The sequence below is a fragment of the Acidovorax sp. LjRoot129 genome (assembly GCF_964253765.1).
Taxonomy (GTDB): domain Bacteria; phylum Pseudomonadota; class Gammaproteobacteria; order Burkholderiales; family Burkholderiaceae_C; genus Acidovorax.
Window position 1 is genome coordinate 1,063,047 of the sequence record NZ_CAXUSE020000001.1, and the last position, 15,041, is coordinate 1,078,087.

Here is a 15,041-nt window from a genome sequence, read left to right on the forward strand (position 1 = left end):
CATAGGCCCGACAGATCCATGCGAAAACTCTTGCTCCATCCGGCCGCCAAGCCTGTGATGTTTGTGCTGTGCCTGCTGCCGCTGGCTTGGCTGGTGTTTGCCACTGCCACCAACCAGCTGGGCGCCAATCCTGCGGAGGCTTTGATCCGCGCCACCGGCGACTGGACGCTGCGCGCCCTGTGCCTGGTGCTGGCAGTCACGCCCTTGCGCGTGATCACGGCCACGCCCCAGCTTGCGCGGTTTCGCCGCATGCTGGGCCTGTTCGTGTTCTTCTATGGCCTGCTGCACCTGCTGAGCTACGCCTGGTTCGACATGGGCTTTGATGTGCCAGACATCGTGCGCGACATCATCAAGCGGCCGTTTATCCTGGTGGGGTCGTTGGCGTTGCTGCTGCTCACGCTGCTGGCGGCCACGTCGTTCAACCGCGCCATCAAGGTGATGGGTGCGCGGCGCTGGCAGGCGCTGCACCGCGCGGTCTACGTCGTTGCGGGGCTCGCCATCCTGCATTTTTTCTGGATGCGCTCGGGCAAGAACGATTTTGGCGAGGTCGCGATTTACGCCGTCGTCCTGGCGGCGTTGTTGGGTTGGCGGCTGTGGCAACGGCTGCGAAAAAAGGCTGTCTTAGGCCGCGCGGCTGCGCAGGGAACGTCGTCGCCAGCGCGAGCTCGGTAGGGGCTTAGGTTACGAATGCTATTAAAAAGATAGCTACATGTGTTTATAAATCAAGCGCTGGAGCCGTTTTTTGCCCTTATTCAAGCGATTTGGGGGCGCAGTTGCCGACTCACGGGGTCGATGCGGGCGGTAGGTATCTGGTAGGCCCGCTCGTCGAACAGGTCGATGCCACACACCAGGTTCTCGATCCAGTCAAAGAAGTCGCTGATCGCCTGCCGCCCTTGGATCGGGGCGCCATGCTGGGGCACCAGCATCGAAATATCCAGCTGCCGCGCCATGCGCGTCCACAGTCGCAGGATCTTGTTGGAGACCATGTAGCGACGGTGAAACCCCTCCATGCGCGGAATGTGTGCCTTGAGGTCGGTCACCGGGATACGCGCCTCGGCCCCTGTTGTCATCGACACGCCCAGATCGCCTGTGAATAGGATCCGGCTGACCGGATCGTAGAAGTGAAAGTTGCCTTCGGAGTGCATGAAGTGAGCGGGCAGCAGCATCAGCTCACCGCGCCCCAGCGGCAGGTTGCCTCCGCTGTCCGGCACGCCGATCACCCGGTTCTCTGTCTTGCCCGCCTTGGTGAAATGCGGCGCAAAGCGCTCCCACACGCGCGAGATCACCAGGTGGGCCTTGGTACTGGTCATCCAGCGGTCCAGCGACGCGATGATGTCCGGATCTGCATGGGACGCGATCACGTACGAAAGCTTATGCGGTGGGAAATGCTGGGTCATCCCCATGAACAACTCATTGAATGCGAGGTTGCCGCCCGGGTCGATGATGGCGCCGGTGTCGTCGTCCACGATCAGGAACTGATTGGCCTGCACGGCCTGGCCGTCGTCTTCAATGAGGTCGGTGAACATCAGACAAGCGTGGTTCTTGTCGCGGTAGAGTTCCAGGGCCATGGCCATCCTGCGGTGCAATAAAGCGCCCGACTCTACGGGGGACCCTGTACAGGGTCCTTGATGGAAATCAACGATGGGGAGGGTGGTGGCAAGGCCCTAGCTGGGGCTGCGAGGTGCGCTGCCCGGTGCCTCAGCGCGGCGTGGAAGCTGCGGCGGCCGGGGCCGCTGGCGTAGCACCGCTGCTGGTGGAACTGGTGCTGTTATCGCGGGCAGGTGTCAGGGTTTCGGAGAGTGTGGCCCGCTGCGCGGCAGCAGGGCCGGTAGGCAAATACAGCGGGCCGCGCTGGCCGCAACCGACGGCCGCTGCCGCACTGGCGGCAAGGACAAGCGTCCTGACTAGAATTTGGGAAGCTTTCAACATCCGCAAATTGTAATGACCGACCTTGAATTCATGGACCATGCCGAAAAACTGCTTCTCGCCGTGGAGCGCAGTTGCGATCGGATCAACGATGACACCGACGCCGACGTGGATGCCCAGCGGTCGGGCGGCATGGTGACTTTGACCTTCCCCAACCGCACCCAGATTGTGATCAACCTGCAAAGGCCGCTGCACGAGGTGTGGATGGCCGCCAAGTCTGGCGGCTATCACTACAGATTTGATGGCGCAGCCTGGCAGGACACGAAGGGCGCGGGCGAATTCTTTGCCTGCCTGAGCCGCGATGCAACCCAGCAGGCAGGGCTAGCGCTGCGGTTTTCTGCCTGATCCGGCCGCTTAGCCACAAGGCCGGTCGAGATTTGTTGAGCGGCCGATCTATCTTCCAACGATCAGCCGGCCATTTCTGGCAGCTCCGCTTTAATTGCGGAACAGGTCCAGGATGCGGTTGCGCTCCTCAGTTGGTGGAGGCGTGTGGGGCGCCGCGGCTGCCGCAGCGCCCGTCGAACGGTCCTCCAGGCCGACGCTCGCGACCCCAGCATTGCGCGCATATTCTTCGTAGAACCATTCACCGCCGACGTTGACAACACCGGGAGGAACCGTCGGTTCCATCACCGGCACGCCCTTGAGCGCACGCTCCATGAAGCTGATCCAAACGGGCAAGCTCAAACCGCCCCCGGTTTCGCGGCTGCCTAGGTTGCGTGGCGTGTCGTAGCCGATCCACGTCACGGCCGCCACCGTGGGCTGGTAGCCCGCGAACCATGCATCGACCGAGTCATTGGTGGTCCCGGTCTTGCCGTACAGGTCTGGGCGCTTGAGCGTTGCCTGTGCACGCGCAGCCGTGCCAGAGCGTGTGACTTCCTGCAGCAGGCTGTTCATCACAAATGCATTGCGGGCAGTGATGGCTCGGGGTTGCTCGCTTGTCGCGGGCGGGGTGGTTTCAGAGATTACACGTCCTTTGTGGTCGGTCACTTTGGTGATCAGCCAGGGGTTCACGCGGTACCCACCATTGGCAAAGACGGAATACGCCGTGGCCATCTGCAGCGGAGTGACGGAGCCAGCGCCCAGTGCCATCGTGAGATACGGCGGGTGCTTCTCGGCATCGAAGCCAAAGCGCGACACCCATTCCTGCGCCGTCTTGGGGCCGACGGATTGCAGGATGCGGATCGAGATCATGTTCTTGGACTTGGCCAGACCGGTGCGCATGCTCATCGGGCCGTCGTACTTGCCGTCGTAGTTCTTCGGCTCCCAGGGTTGACCACCGGTGGTGCCGGCGTCGAAGAAAAGCGGGGCATCGTTGATGACTGTGGCTGGCGTAAAACCCTTCTCCAGTGCCGCCGAGTAGATGAACGGCTTGAAGCTCGAGCCCGGCTGGCGCCACGCTTGTGCCGCATGGTTGAACTTGTTCTTGTCAAAGTCAAAGCCACCGACCAGAGCCCGAATGGCGCCAGTGCGGGGGTCGAGCGCGACCAAAGCGCCTTCCACCTCGGGAAGCTGGGTAATTTCCCATGCGTTCTTGGGTGTCTTCACAACGCGGATCACGGCGCCCCGGCGAATCTTGATGTTGGGCGGCGCCTTGTCGCTCAAACCCGACAAGGCTGGCTTGAGGCCATCGCCCGTGATTTCCAGGGTGTCACCACTGGCGCGGGCTGCAACAATCTTGCGGGGGGACGCTTCCAGGACGATGGCGGACAGTACATCGCCGTTGTCGGGATGGTTGGCAAGTGCGTCATCGATCGCATCTTCGACCTCCTGCGGCCCGGCAGGAAGGTTCACGAACTTCTCAGGGCCCCGGTATTGCTGGCGGCGTTCGTAATCCATGATGCCGCGCCGCAACGATGCATAGGCAGCATCCTGCTCCGCAGCATTGAGGGTGGTGTAGACATTGAGCCCGCGCGTATAGGCCTCGTTGCCGTACTGCGTGAAGATCAGCTGACGCGCCATCTCCGCCACGTATTCCGCGTGCACCCGGGTGTTGTCGGGGCCCGACCGGATCTTGAGTTCTTCTTTCTTGGCCTCGGTCGCTTGCTGGGCGGTGATGAAGCCGTTCTCTTCCATCCGCTCGATGATGTAGAGCTGCCGCGAGCGCGCGCGCTTGGGGTTGCTGATGGGGTTATATGCGGATGGGGCCTTAGGAAGGCCCGCCAGCATTGCGGCTTCAGCCACCGATACCGACTTCAACGGCTTGCCAAAATAGGACTCGGATGCTGCGGCAAATCCATAAGCTCGATTTCCCAGATAAATCTGGTTCATGTAAATCTCAAGAATCTGATCTTTGGTCAGTAAATGCTCGAGTTTGAACGTCAGTAAGATTTCGTAAATTTTGCGAGTAAATGTTTTCTCTGAAGACAGGTAAACATTTCGCGCGACCTGCATTGTGATAGTCGAAGCGCCTTGGCTTTTGACACGGCCCAGATTGGCCAGTGCAGCACGCACCATCCCCTTGTAATCAACACCGCCGTGTGAGAAGAAGCGTGCGTCTTCGATGGCGAGCACGGCATCCTTCATCACCTTGGGGATGTCGCCAATCGGCGTGAGGTTGCGCCGCTCTTCTCCAAACTCGCCCAGCAGTGCTCCTTCGGAGGAGTACACACGCAGGGGAAGCTTGGGCCTGTAGTCGGCCAAGTCCGAGATGTCGGGCAGATTGGGATAGGCGACCGAAAGCGCGACGGCAATGGTCAAAGCCAAGCCTGCAACTGCAGCGGCCGCGAGGCCAGCCATCCATGCAATGGCGCGAAAGAACCAGCGAAGCCAGGTAGGGCGTGCGCGATCGGCGGTGGAGTCCGACTTGTCGGAAGGCTTCGATGGAGAGGGCGACATATCGCTCCGGAGAGGTAAGACCTGCCATTATAAAAAGCGGATGTCCTACTGCCCCAAAAACTGTTCAGGTGTTGTCCATGGATCGTTAAATGGTGCATTGCCGCCGCCAAACGGCCTTGCACGGTGGCAAAAAATCGTCTGCTTTTGGCAACGCTCCACCGGTGTTACACGGGGAAAAATCTTTGCTGGAGAAGTACCTTACTGATAGCATTCATGTGAAGTGTTAAGTTTTGTTGCCTCATTTTGGCAAGTTACAGGGGACCAATCTTGAGCTCAATGGGGTCTTTGTTCAGTCGCCAGTCTGCGCCACTGCTGGGAATCGACATCAGTTCCTCCAGCGTGAAACTGGTGGAGCTCGGGCGTGATAAAGCCGGCGGTCTGGTTCTCGAGCGTTGCGCCATCGAGCCGCTGGAGCGCGGCTGGATCACCGACGGCAACATCGAAAAATTCGATGAAGTAGCGGACGCCTTGCGCCGCCTCGTCAAGAAGAGCGGCACCCGGACGAAAAACGTCGCCTTGGCACTGCCGCCTTCAGCCGTCATTACCAAGAAGATCACACTGCCTGGAGGAATGACTGAGCAAGAGCTTGAAGTCCAGGTGGAGTCGGAAGCCAACCAGTACATACCATTCTCTCTGGACGAAGTGAGCCTCGACTTCTGTGTCATTGGCCCCAGCAAAAATGCGCCCGGTGACGTTGATGTTCTGATTGCAGCCTCGCGCCGTGAAAAGGTTCAGGACCGCCAGGGGTTGGCGGAAGCTGCGGGGCTCAAGCCCGTAGTGGTGGACATCGAGTCCCACGCTTCCCGCCTCGCCGCTGGACGTCTGATTGAGTCGCTGCCCAAAAAGGGCGTGGACGCCATGGTTGCTCTTTTCGAGGTTGGTGCCCTGACTACAAGCATGCAGGTCATCCGTAATGAGGAAGTCCTTTATGACCGCGACCAGGCTTTTGGTGGAGCTCAACTCACGCAGCTGATCGTTCGCCAATACGGGTTCTCGGTGGAAGAGGCCGAGAGCAAAAAGCGAAACGGTGATCTACCTGAAGATTATCAATCCGCTGTGCTTAAGCCATTTGTCGATTCGATGGCCCAAGAAATTGGCCGTGCGCTCCAGTTCTTCTTTACCAGTACGCCCCATAACCGTGTTGACCACATCATGTTGGCTGGCGGCTCTGCGCCTCTCCCTGGCCTGACTGAAGCGGTGACTCAGCAGACCGGATTCGCATGCAGCGCGGTCAATCCATTCGATGGGATGGAGATTGGAAGTTCCGTGCGTTTGAAAAAAATGGTGCGTGAGGCGCCTTCTTATCTCACCTCATGCGGCTTGGCCATGCGGAGGTTCCTGCAGTGATTTTGATTAATTTACTCCCGCACAGAGAAGCCGCGCGCAAGCGCCGTAAAGAGGCTTTTCAAGCGACGATGTTTGCCTCGTTTCTGATCGGCTTGGCGATTGCCGGCGCGATCTATTGGTGGTACCAAATGATGATCACTGCTCAGCAGGAGAGGAATGCCTTTCTGCAGAGTGAAATCAAGGTGTTAGAGGAGCAAATCAAGGAAATTGCAACAATTGAAGATGAGATTGCATCGCTGCGTGCTCGGCAGAAAGCAGTGGAAGATCTCCAGTCAGATCGGAATTTACCGGTTCATTTGCTAAATGAATTGGTTCGGCAGATTCCAGAGGGTGCTTATATAACCAATATTAAGCAAACGGATCAGGTGATTGCTATGCAGGGCGTTGCACAGTCCAACGAGCGGGTATCCGAGATGCTTCGAAATTTAACGGATAACACCCCTTGGTTATCGAAGCCTGAGCTGGTGGAAATTGTGGCCAGTAATATTAATTTGTCGTCGAGGGATCAGCGTCGCGTGTCTGCATTCAATTTGCGATTCCGCTTAATGCGGACTGGCGAAGCGCAGAAGAGCAAAGACGTTACTACGGCTGAGAGTGGAAAGTAATTATGTCCAAAAACGCAAAATCACAAGTTGATTTGGTTGCTCTCCAGGCTGAACTCTCTAAACAGTTTCGAAATTTGGATCCAAAAGATCCCTCGTTGTGGCCTATTGCGCCCAAAATTTTACTATGCCTCTTTATCGCGCTTGCAGTAACTGCAGCATTGTGGTTCGCGAAGATAAATGAATATCAAGTGGAGTTGGACACAGAAATCGCAAAAGAGCAGACACTTCGCCAAGATTATCAAGCTAAGCTAACTAAAGCGGTGAGTCTTGAGGCGCTGAAACGCCAGCGGGAACAGGTGCAGCAATATGTAATTCAATTGGAGAAGCAACTACCAAGCAAAGCGGAGATGGCTGCACTTCTGTCTGATATTAACCAGGCAGGACTGGGGCGAAGCCTGCAGTTCGATTTATTTCGACCAGGACAAGTAGTAGTCAAGGAATATTATGCTGAGTTGCCGATTGAAGTGCGTGTGGTTGGAAAATACCATGATATGGGGGCGTTCGCTTCAGATGTAGCTCAACTCTCCAGAATTGTAACGCTGAACAACATTTCTATTGCTCCTGCCGCGAAAGAGGGGCGGGACAGCGCGGTGTTAACAATGGATGCGACAGCTCGGACATTTAGATATCTTGACCCAGAAGAGATTCAGGCGCAGAAAAAAGCTGTGGGAGGCAATAAACCATGATATGGAATAGGACGGGGGTTCTATCGGCCGTGGGATTTATTCTGGCGGGATGCGGCGGGGGGGGGGACGACGAATTGCGCGCATGGATGACAGATTTGCGTGCTACAACAAAGCCATATGTAACCCCATTGGTCGAGCCAAAGCAGTTTTTGCCTCAGGTTTATTCCGTTGGCGCCGGTATTGAACCTTTTAATTCTGTCAAATTGACCCTGGCTCTTAAAAGGGAGTCCACTCAGTCCGCTTCAAACGCTGCGTTAATCGCGCCAGAAATGGCCCGGCGTAAGGAGCCGCTTGAGGCATACCCGTTGGATGTGATGGCCATGGTTGGGAATCTTGAAAAAAAAGGTGCCCCTACCGCATTGTTGAAGGTTGATAGTCTGCTTTACCAAGTACGGGTTGGCAATTACATCGGGCAAAACTACGGGAAAATAATCCGTATTACAGAAAATTCTGTTCGTTTGCGTGAAATTGTTCAAGATGCTACTGGTGACTGGATCGAGCGCGAAGCATCATTGGAATTGCAAGAGGGTAAAAAGCAATGAAATACTTAGTAAGCCTTATAAACAAAGTTTGCCGTGATCGGATCTTGTGTGCAATCTTTGTTCTTGCGCCAGTTGTGGCAAACGCTCAAACCGCGATTCAGTCCGTATCAGGGAGCAGTCAAAATGGTACAGAGGTGATCCGTATCGATTTTGCACAACCGCTGCTGGCCCTTCCTACCGGTTTCTCTATCGAGACCCCTCCTCGTATTGCGCTCGACTTTGCTGATGCCGCAAACGCGAGTGGTAAAACTGCCTTTGAGGTGGGGCAAGGTAATGTAAAATCAGTTAATGTGGTCCAGGCAGGTAGTCGAACCCGCGTCGTGCTTAACTTAAAGCAGTCCACTTCGTATCAAGCCGAGATTCAGGGTCGAACACTGTTTATTTCTTTGGGTGCTGCCTCTGTTGTGACTGTGCCAGACCGTCAATCAAGTCAGGTGCAGAATTTTTCCGCCGCTGTCAATTCTGATGTGATTGCGCTCAAAGATATCGATTTTCGCCGTGGGGGTGATGGTTCTGCTCGAGTGGTGGTCGCACTAGGAGCCGCGCAGGTGGGTGTTGATATACGTCAGCAAGGTAAGGGTCTAGTGGTTGATTTTCTGAAATCCTCCTTACCTGAAGGGTTGCGGCGACGGATCGACGTAAGCGATTTTGGTACCCCGGTTCAAACGGTTAACACCGTTCAGCAGGGGGATCGCGTCAGGATGAGTATTGACCCCATCGGCGAATGGGAACATAGCGCTTATCAGAGCGATAATCAGTTTGTTCTGGAAATCCGCCAGAAGAAGGTAGATTTGAGTAAATTGACCCAAGGCCCCGGATTCAGCGGGGAAAAATTGTCATTGAATTTTCAGAACATCGAAGTTCGATCCTTGTTGCAAGTCATTGCGGATTTCACGAATTTCAATATCGTTACTTCGGATACGGTAACGGGCTCGCTTACGCTGCGTTTGAAAGATGTACCGTGGGACCAGGCTCTCCAGATAATTATGGATGCCAAGGGTTTGGGAATGAAAAAAACAGGTAGCGTGCTTTGGATTGCGCCCAAAGATGAGATTGATGATAGGACAAAGAAGGATTATGAAGCAGCGCTTACGATTCAGAAGCTGGAGCCGTTACGGACCCAGCCATTTCAGATGAACTATGCGAAGGCCGTGGATATGGTGACGCAGCTAACTGCATCAAGTGCGGGTAGCGGAGGAGGAACTTCAAACAGACTGTTGTCCGAGCGTGGCAGTGCGATGGCGGAGCCTCGGACCAATCAACTTTTTGTTACCGACACCGCGGCTAAATTGGAAGAGGTACGTCAGCTGTTGGCAACTCTTGACGTAGCGGTGCGGCAAGTAATGATTGAAGCGAGAATTGTGGAAGCGTCAGACACATTTGGAAGATCCCTGGGTGTTCGATTGGGCGGTGCTGACTTACGTGCAAATAGAGGTGGTACCGGTGGATATAACATCGGAGGGGGGCAAAGTCTCGCGTTCGGTACGAGTTATAGTAATGCTGTCGCTTCGTCCGGGGCGGGGGGTGTTACCAACACTTTGGGTAATTTCGTCAACCTGCCCGCGCAGGCCCAGGGTGGATTCGATCCTGCTAGTTTTGCGATATCTATATTTAACTCAGCGGCAAATCGGTTTTTGAATTTAGAAATTTCTGCTATGGAGGCCGACGGTAAGGGGCGAATCGTTTCCAGCCCGCGGGTGGTAACTGCCGACCAAACCAAGGCGTCGATTGAGCAAGGTACGGAATTTCCTTATCCGGTTACTGCACCAAATGGGGGGACGGTGATTGCCTTTAAGAAGGCTGTATTGAAGCTTGAGGTGACACCCCAGATAACCCCCGAGGGGAACATTATATTGGATCTGGATGTTAATAAAGACAGTCCAGGCGAAGTGCTCAATAATGTTCGTGCGATTAATACAAAGCACATTAAAACGCAAGTGTTGGTAGAAAATGGCGGGACGGTTGTTATAGGCGGTATTTTTGAACTGTTCGAAGATGACGCAGAGGCCAAAGTTCCAGTGCTTGGTGATATTCCGGGTTTGGGTAATTTGTTTAAAACAAAAACAAAGCAGGCGAACAAGCAAGAAATGTTAGTCTTTATTACTCCAAAAGTTATTACTGAGCGTTCCGCAATTCGTTGAAATATCGTTACGGGATAAAAATGTTTAAACTCTATAAGTTGCTTGCTGTGTTTTTTGTGGCCTCAATTACCGCTTGCGGCGGCGGGGGGGGGAGTCCTGGATCTTCGAATCTACCGTACAGCATTACCGTGCGGGCTGCAAAAAATCAGCTCCCCATCAACATCGGCAATGTGAGTGCAAGTATCGGTGCGTATGCTAGTTACACTACCACTATCTACATAGAAGCTCAGACAGGCGGAAAGCCAATCCCAGGTGGGGAGAATATTTTTGCGTGTAATCTAGTCGGTGGATTGGATTCTGGTGCGCTTTACTATTTGGATGGTAGTGAAAGTCATGAAGACGAAGATGGCAATCCGCTGGCTTATCGTTCTGTGACGCTGGGTTCAAATTCAGGGGGTGCCTCTTTCCATTTTCACGCTGGCGATCAAGCAGGTACCGCGCGCATCACCTGCTCCGTCACAAATCCGAGTGATAACTTAGTAACTAGCGCAAGTGTCGATATTGTTGTCGGGGCAGCCACAGGCAAGCCAGCAAATGTAATTGCCACCACAATGGCTCCCTTTTCGTTAGGATCGCGGCTTAACTCTGGCCTCGTGCCGGACAATGTTGGAATCCAAGCCTTTATTAGGGACGATGCTAATCAGCCGGTACCAAACCCGACCGGGGGTGCCAATTTGCAAGTCAGTATTCGACCGTTTGGGGCTTACATCGGGGCTCGTCTTCTTTCGGGAAGTCAGTCCGGTAATGTTTTGCAAGTTCGGACGATCAGCGGCGTTGGGATGGTGTCTCTGTCCAGTGGTTCAGATACAGGCGTCATTCTTTTAGAATACTCTACAGATCGTTTTGATAATGATGTTTCGAATGGAATTCAAGATCCTATCGTTTCTCTGCATGCGGTCAATGTGATTAATACTGTGGGCGCCGGTGTCCCCATCGCTATTACGAGTCCAGATTCTATTTCGGTAACTGCTGGCAATTTGTTTGCATACGCCTTGTCATTGACCGGTGGTGTAGGTCCCTATACATGGTCTACTATCGGTGCGCTGCCTTCTGGATTGGCACTGAGTGAAAGTGGAGTAATTAGTGGTTCTACAAATGCTGCTGCTGGCGATTACAACGTTGTGGTGCGTGTAATTGATGGGGTCGGAGCGGTTGCGGTACAGAATTTGAAAGTGACAGTGGTAGCTGCGGCTACAACGCCCACGACGCCCACGACGCCTACGACACCTACAACTCCCGCGATTGGACCACTTGTTTTTACGGTCAACGGCTGTAGTGCGGATGTTGGCACCGCTTGCCCTTTGCCTGGAGCTGTTAGTACGGGTTCATACTCGTTCGCTTTCTCTGCTAGCGGTGGAGATACAACAAAAGCTGTCACGTGGAATTTCAATGGAGTACCAGGGTGGTTAACAAGTGGTAGCGCTGGTAACAATGGCGTTGTCACGGGAACGCCGCCTGCAGGGCCCGCATGTTTTAATTTCTTGGTTACTGCGACTAGGGATACATTGTCAGTGACGCGGCAGGTTTCCGTCGCAGTAGACGGAGGGGTATGTCCATAGTGACTTTGTGTCATGTTTTGGTTATTGCCTTGTCGATGCGACAATTCTGAATTACCGTTCGACAACGACAATCTAAGCCCCTTGGTTCTGATCAGGGGGTTTTTTTTAACTTCACATGACTGTTAGGTCGGTTTCGGTTTCACAGTGAAGAATTTGGCCTTATTCCATTTCTTGCCTCAAATCATTTACAAATGAGCAATCGAACCCTATCTCCACCTCAGACGGATGCATCTAAGCAAGTAACAATAAATTTGGGCGAACGCAGCTATGACATTTGGATAGCAGAATACTGCGATGCGCATTGGGGCTCTCTACTTACCCTGCCGACAGGCAGCGCCGCTCTAATCGTTACAAATGAGGTCGTTGGCCCTTTGTATGCCGATCAGTTGGGCAGGCAGCTAAGCCAGATTTACCCTGCCGTACACACTCTATTTCTACCTGATGGAGAGGAATTCAAAGATTGGCGTACGCTAGAACTGATTTACAACACCTTGCTTTCCCATGGTTGTGATCGAAAGACGGTGCTGTACGCGCTGGGTGGCGGGGTAGTGGGCGACATGACAGGATTTGCCGCAGCCACCTATATGCGTGGAGTCCGATTTGTTCAAGTTCCAACCACTCTTCTTGCTCAAGTTGACTCTTCGGTGGGCGGAAAGACCGCAATCAATCACCCTTTGGGCAAAAATATGATCGGCTCGTTTCATCAACCGCAACTGGTGGTTTGTGATTTGTCGACACTAGCAACTTTGCCGCTACGAGAGTTGCGTTCGGGCCTAGCTGAAGTTCTAAAATACGGGCCCATCGCGAGCATGGAGTTTATGGAGTGGTTGGAGGTGTCGGTTGAGAAGGTGCTGGCGTATGACCTTGTCGCGTTGTCGCACTGTGTACGCCGAAGCTGTGAAATTAAAGCTTGGGTTGTGAGTCAAGACGAGCGTGAGGGCGGCGTACGCGCTATTCTCAACTTTGGCCACACCTTTGGTCATGCCATTGAAGCCGGGGTGGGCTACGGAGTTTGGCTCCACGGAGAAGGAATTGCCGCTGGGATGGTGATGGCCGCCGAGCTGTCACAGAGGCTGGGGATGGTTGACGACGCCTTTGTCGATCGACTTACAAGGCTGATTAAGCGTGCGGGCCTGCCGACAAAGGGTCCGATTTTGGACGCAACTGACAACGCGGGCCGGTATTTGGAACTGATGCGTGTCGATAAAAAATCCGACGCCGGGGAGATCCGCTTCGTACTCATCGACGGGCCAGGAACGGCGGTACTGCGCACGGCGCCAGACAAGCTGGTTCGAGAAGTGATCGATGCTTGCTGCGCATAGTGCACGTTCGGCCACCATGGTATGTATGGCTATCAGCGCTTTCTAGATAAGCAAGAGGGAATATTCTGGCTCGAAATTTCGATTTGGCTGTTTTCGCTTGCGACGCTGTGCTCAGTCGGGGCAGACGCTTCTACGAGACCCCCGCACCCACCCGCACCGACTACCAGCGCGATCGAGACCGCATCGTCCACTCCACCGCGTTCCGCCGGCTCGTCTACAAAACGCAGGTCTTCCTCAACCACGAAGGGGACCTGTTCCGCACGCGCCTCACCCACTCTCTCGAAGTCGCCCAACTCGGCCGCTCTATTGCAAGGTCCCTGCGCATCAACGAAGACTTGGTCGAAGCGATTTCGCTGGCCCATGACTTGGGCCACACGCCCTTTGGCCACGCGGGGCAGGATGCCCTGCATGCCTGCATGGGCGAGTACGGTGGCTTTGAGCACAACCTCCAGAGCCTTCGGGTAATAGACAAGCTGGAAGAGCGATATCCGCAATACGACGGGCTGAATCTCACCTTTGAAACCCGCGAGGGTGTTCTCAAACATTGTTCGCGTGCGCACGCCGAGCAACTGGAGGCCGCCGAGCCCAATGGCGTTGGGGCGCGGTTTCTGCGCCGCGAGCAGCCCAGCTTGGAAGCGCAGTTGTGCAACCTTGCGGATGAGATTGCCTACAACGCCCATGACATTGACGACGGCGTGCGATCGGGCCTGATCACGATGGCGCAACTTGAAGATGTGCCGCTGTTTGAGCACTACCGCCTGGAAGCGGTGGCGGAGCATTCCACGCTGGCGCAGCCGTCAAACCACCGTCGGCTTTTGTACGAGGCGATTCGACGGATGTTGAGTGCCCAGGTCTACGACGTGATCGATGCGACCCAAGCCGCCATCGCTCGCCATGGGCCTGAGAGTGTGGACGCCGTGCGTCAAGCCCCGCCGTTGGTGATGTTCAGCGACACCATGCGCGAGCGCTCGCAGTTGCTCAAACGGTTTTTGTTCAAGAACCTGTACCGGCACCCGCAGGTGATGGAAACCACGGGACGCGCGCAGCAGGTGGTGCGTGATCTGTTTCAGGCCTACACGACGGCGCCGCACGAGATGCAGGCGGCATTTGCCGAGCAAGCGTTCCTGGACGAGGGGCCGCTGCGGGCCCGCGCGGTAGCCGACTTCATTGCCGGAATGACAGACCGTTTTGCTGTGCGCGAGCATGAACGGCTGACAGGCCAACGGCTTTTGTCTGAATGAGCGGAGCCGTGCGAAGGTGAAGTGACCCAAGGCGATTCCCTGCCTTTTTTATTCAACGAAGTCAGGCTCAATACCCGAGCCCTTCGACCTTTGACCTTTGACCTTCGATCAATGGCTGCGGTTTTCGGCTCACGCACGCGATGAAGGGCAAAGAGGCGCCCACGTAAAATCAAGCGCTCCTCCGCGCCGCGCTTTCTCCCATGACGTTTCCTTCCCCTGCTGCCCCGGCGCGATCTTCAGATCCTGCTGTTTCTTCCCCGTTCATCAGTGACACCATTCGCTGGCTGGAGCGGGCGGTCATTGGACTCAATCTCTGCCCTTTTGCCAAAAGTGTCCACGTCAAAGGCCAGATCCACTATTCCTTGGCAATGACCGAAAGCCTGGATGAGCTGCTGGGGCTGCTGCGCGATGAACTGGCGGCCTTGGTGGTCACTCCCGCTGAAGAGCGTGACACGACACTCATCGTTCTCCCGCACTGCCTGCATGACTTTCTGGACTTCAATGAATTCCTCGGGCGCGCGGATGCGGTGCTGGAAGAGATGGACTTGGAAGGCACGGTGCAGATCGCCAGTTTTCACCCGTTGTACCAGTTTGCGGGAACCGACGTGGACGACGTCACCAACTGCACCAACCGCTCCCCCTATCCCACCTTGCACCTGCTGCGCGAAGACAGCATTGACCGTGCCGTCGAGGTGTTTCCCGAGGCTGAGATGATTTTCGAGCGCAACATAGCCACACTGGAGTCGCTGGGAGCCCTGGGTTGGGCTGAGCTGGGAGTCGGCCCTGAAAGCGGCCACGCTGTCCCCACTGTGCAGACGGCAGCGCCATGAAGGATTC

Annotated in this window: 14 protein-coding genes; 11 read left to right on the top strand and 3 right to left on the bottom strand. The window is 55.1% G+C overall.

Going from position 1 to position 15,041, the window contains the following annotated elements:
- Positions 1-18 precede the first annotated feature (18 nt).
- Complete coding sequence (locus ACSQ3Q_RS04875; protein ID WP_436133284.1) at positions 19-672, top strand: sulfite oxidase heme-binding subunit YedZ; 654 nt, start codon at positions 19-21, stop codon at positions 670-672.
- A gap of 80 nt (positions 673-752) precedes the next feature.
- Here the strand turns inward: ACSQ3Q_RS04875 and ACSQ3Q_RS04880 are convergent, their stop codons facing one another.
- Positions 753-1,568, bottom strand: a complete 816-nt coding sequence (locus ACSQ3Q_RS04880) for an MBL fold metallo-hydrolase (protein ID WP_436133285.1) — start codon at positions 1,566-1,568, stop codon at positions 753-755.
- 130 nt (positions 1,569-1,698) lie between these two features.
- Positions 1,699-1,968, bottom strand: coding sequence for an LPS translocon maturation chaperone LptM (lptM, locus tag ACSQ3Q_RS04885; RefSeq protein WP_436133286.1), 270 nt, complete (start codon positions 1,966-1,968; stop codon positions 1,699-1,701).
- Between lptM and cyaY the strand changes: the two genes are divergently transcribed.
- Entirely contained in the window at positions 1,942-2,271 is a 330-nt protein-coding gene (gene cyaY, locus ACSQ3Q_RS04890; protein ID WP_436133287.1) for an iron donor protein CyaY, read from the top strand. The genes lptM and cyaY overlap by 27 nt on opposite strands.
- Positions 2,272-2,361: 90 nt before the next feature.
- Here cyaY and ACSQ3Q_RS04895 read toward each other — a convergent pair whose 3' ends face one another.
- The gene (locus tag ACSQ3Q_RS04895) at positions 2,362-4,761 is read right to left on the bottom strand and encodes a penicillin-binding protein 1A (RefSeq protein WP_436133288.1); all 2,400 of its coding nucleotides are present in this window, start codon (positions 4,759-4,761) and stop codon (positions 2,362-2,364) included.
- Between the two features lie 267 nt (positions 4,762-5,028).
- On the opposite strand from ACSQ3Q_RS04895, the gene ACSQ3Q_RS04900 reads away from it, so the two are divergent.
- The 9 genes from ACSQ3Q_RS04900 to ACSQ3Q_RS04940 all read left to right on the top strand — a co-directional run bounded on the left by ACSQ3Q_RS04900 (position 5,029) and on the right by ACSQ3Q_RS04940 (position 15,034).
- Positions 5,029-6,108, top strand: a complete 1,080-nt coding sequence (locus tag ACSQ3Q_RS04900) for a pilus assembly protein PilM (protein WP_436133289.1) — start codon at positions 5,029-5,031, stop codon at positions 6,106-6,108.
- A complete protein-coding gene (locus ACSQ3Q_RS04905; RefSeq protein WP_436133290.1) occupies positions 6,105-6,713 on the top strand; it encodes a PilN domain-containing protein in 609 nt (202 codons plus the stop codon). The genes ACSQ3Q_RS04900 and ACSQ3Q_RS04905 overlap by 4 nt, the downstream gene beginning before the upstream one ends.
- Positions 6,714-6,715: 2 nt before the next feature.
- The gene (locus tag ACSQ3Q_RS04910; RefSeq protein WP_436133291.1) at positions 6,716-7,399 is read left to right on the top strand and encodes a type 4a pilus biogenesis protein PilO; all 684 of its coding nucleotides are present in this window, start codon (positions 6,716-6,718) and stop codon (positions 7,397-7,399) included.
- Positions 7,396-7,941, top strand: coding sequence for a pilus assembly protein PilP (locus tag ACSQ3Q_RS04915; protein WP_436133292.1), 546 nt, complete (start codon positions 7,396-7,398; stop codon positions 7,939-7,941). Before ACSQ3Q_RS04910 ends, ACSQ3Q_RS04915 begins: the two co-directional genes overlap by 4 nt.
- Positions 7,938-10,082: a type IV pilus secretin PilQ gene (pilQ, locus tag ACSQ3Q_RS04920; RefSeq protein WP_436133293.1), complete on the top strand. Its 2,145-nt coding sequence runs from the start codon at positions 7,938-7,940 to the stop codon at positions 10,080-10,082. The genes ACSQ3Q_RS04915 and pilQ overlap by 4 nt, the downstream gene beginning before the upstream one ends.
- Positions 10,079-11,641: an Ig domain-containing protein gene (locus tag ACSQ3Q_RS04925; protein WP_436133294.1), complete on the top strand. Its 1,563-nt coding sequence runs from the start codon at positions 10,079-10,081 to the stop codon at positions 11,639-11,641. Before pilQ ends, ACSQ3Q_RS04925 begins: the two co-directional genes overlap by 4 nt.
- A gap of 191 nt (positions 11,642-11,832) precedes the next feature.
- The gene (aroB, locus tag ACSQ3Q_RS04930; RefSeq protein WP_436133295.1) at positions 11,833-12,963 is read left to right on the top strand and encodes a 3-dehydroquinate synthase; all 1,131 of its coding nucleotides are present in this window, start codon (positions 11,833-11,835) and stop codon (positions 12,961-12,963) included.
- An 83-nt stretch (positions 12,964-13,046) separates the two neighbouring features.
- Complete coding sequence (locus ACSQ3Q_RS04935) at positions 13,047-14,204, top strand: deoxyguanosinetriphosphate triphosphohydrolase (RefSeq protein WP_436133296.1); 1,158 nt, start codon at positions 13,047-13,049, stop codon at positions 14,202-14,204.
- 200 nt (positions 14,205-14,404) lie between these two features.
- Complete coding sequence (locus tag ACSQ3Q_RS04940; RefSeq protein WP_436133297.1) at positions 14,405-15,034, top strand: DUF1415 domain-containing protein; 630 nt, start codon at positions 14,405-14,407, stop codon at positions 15,032-15,034.
- The last annotated feature ends 7 nt before the right edge of the window (positions 15,035-15,041 follow it).

Bases quoted from the DNA above. Each gene is read 5' to 3' on its own strand.
- ACSQ3Q_RS04895 (WP_436133288.1), bottom strand. From the start codon at position 4,761: ATGTCGCCCTCTCCATCGAAGCCTTCCGACAAGTCGGACTCCACCGCC.
- ACSQ3Q_RS04880 (WP_436133285.1), bottom strand. From the start codon at position 1,568: ATGGCCCTGGAACTCTACCGCGACAAGAACCACGCTTGTCTGATGTTC.
- ACSQ3Q_RS04875 (WP_436133284.1), top strand. From the start codon at position 19: ATGCGAAAACTCTTGCTCCATCCGGCCGCCAAGCCTGTGATGTTTGTG.
- pilQ (WP_436133293.1), top strand. From the start codon at position 7,938: ATGAAATACTTAGTAAGCCTTATAAACAAAGTTTGCCGTGATCGGATC.
- ACSQ3Q_RS04940 (WP_436133297.1), top strand. From the start codon at position 14,405: ATGACGTTTCCTTCCCCTGCTGCCCCGGCGCGATCTTCAGATCCTGCT.
- aroB (WP_436133295.1), top strand. From the start codon at position 11,833: ATGAGCAATCGAACCCTATCTCCACCTCAGACGGATGCATCTAAGCAA.
- ACSQ3Q_RS04910 (WP_436133291.1), top strand. From the start codon at position 6,716: ATGTCCAAAAACGCAAAATCACAAGTTGATTTGGTTGCTCTCCAGGCT.
- ACSQ3Q_RS04915 (WP_436133292.1), top strand. From the start codon at position 7,396: ATGATATGGAATAGGACGGGGGTTCTATCGGCCGTGGGATTTATTCTG.
- lptM (WP_436133286.1), bottom strand. From the start codon at position 1,968: ATGGTCCATGAATTCAAGGTCGGTCATTACAATTTGCGGATGTTGAAA.
- cyaY (WP_436133287.1), top strand. From the start codon at position 1,942: ATGACCGACCTTGAATTCATGGACCATGCCGAAAAACTGCTTCTCGCC.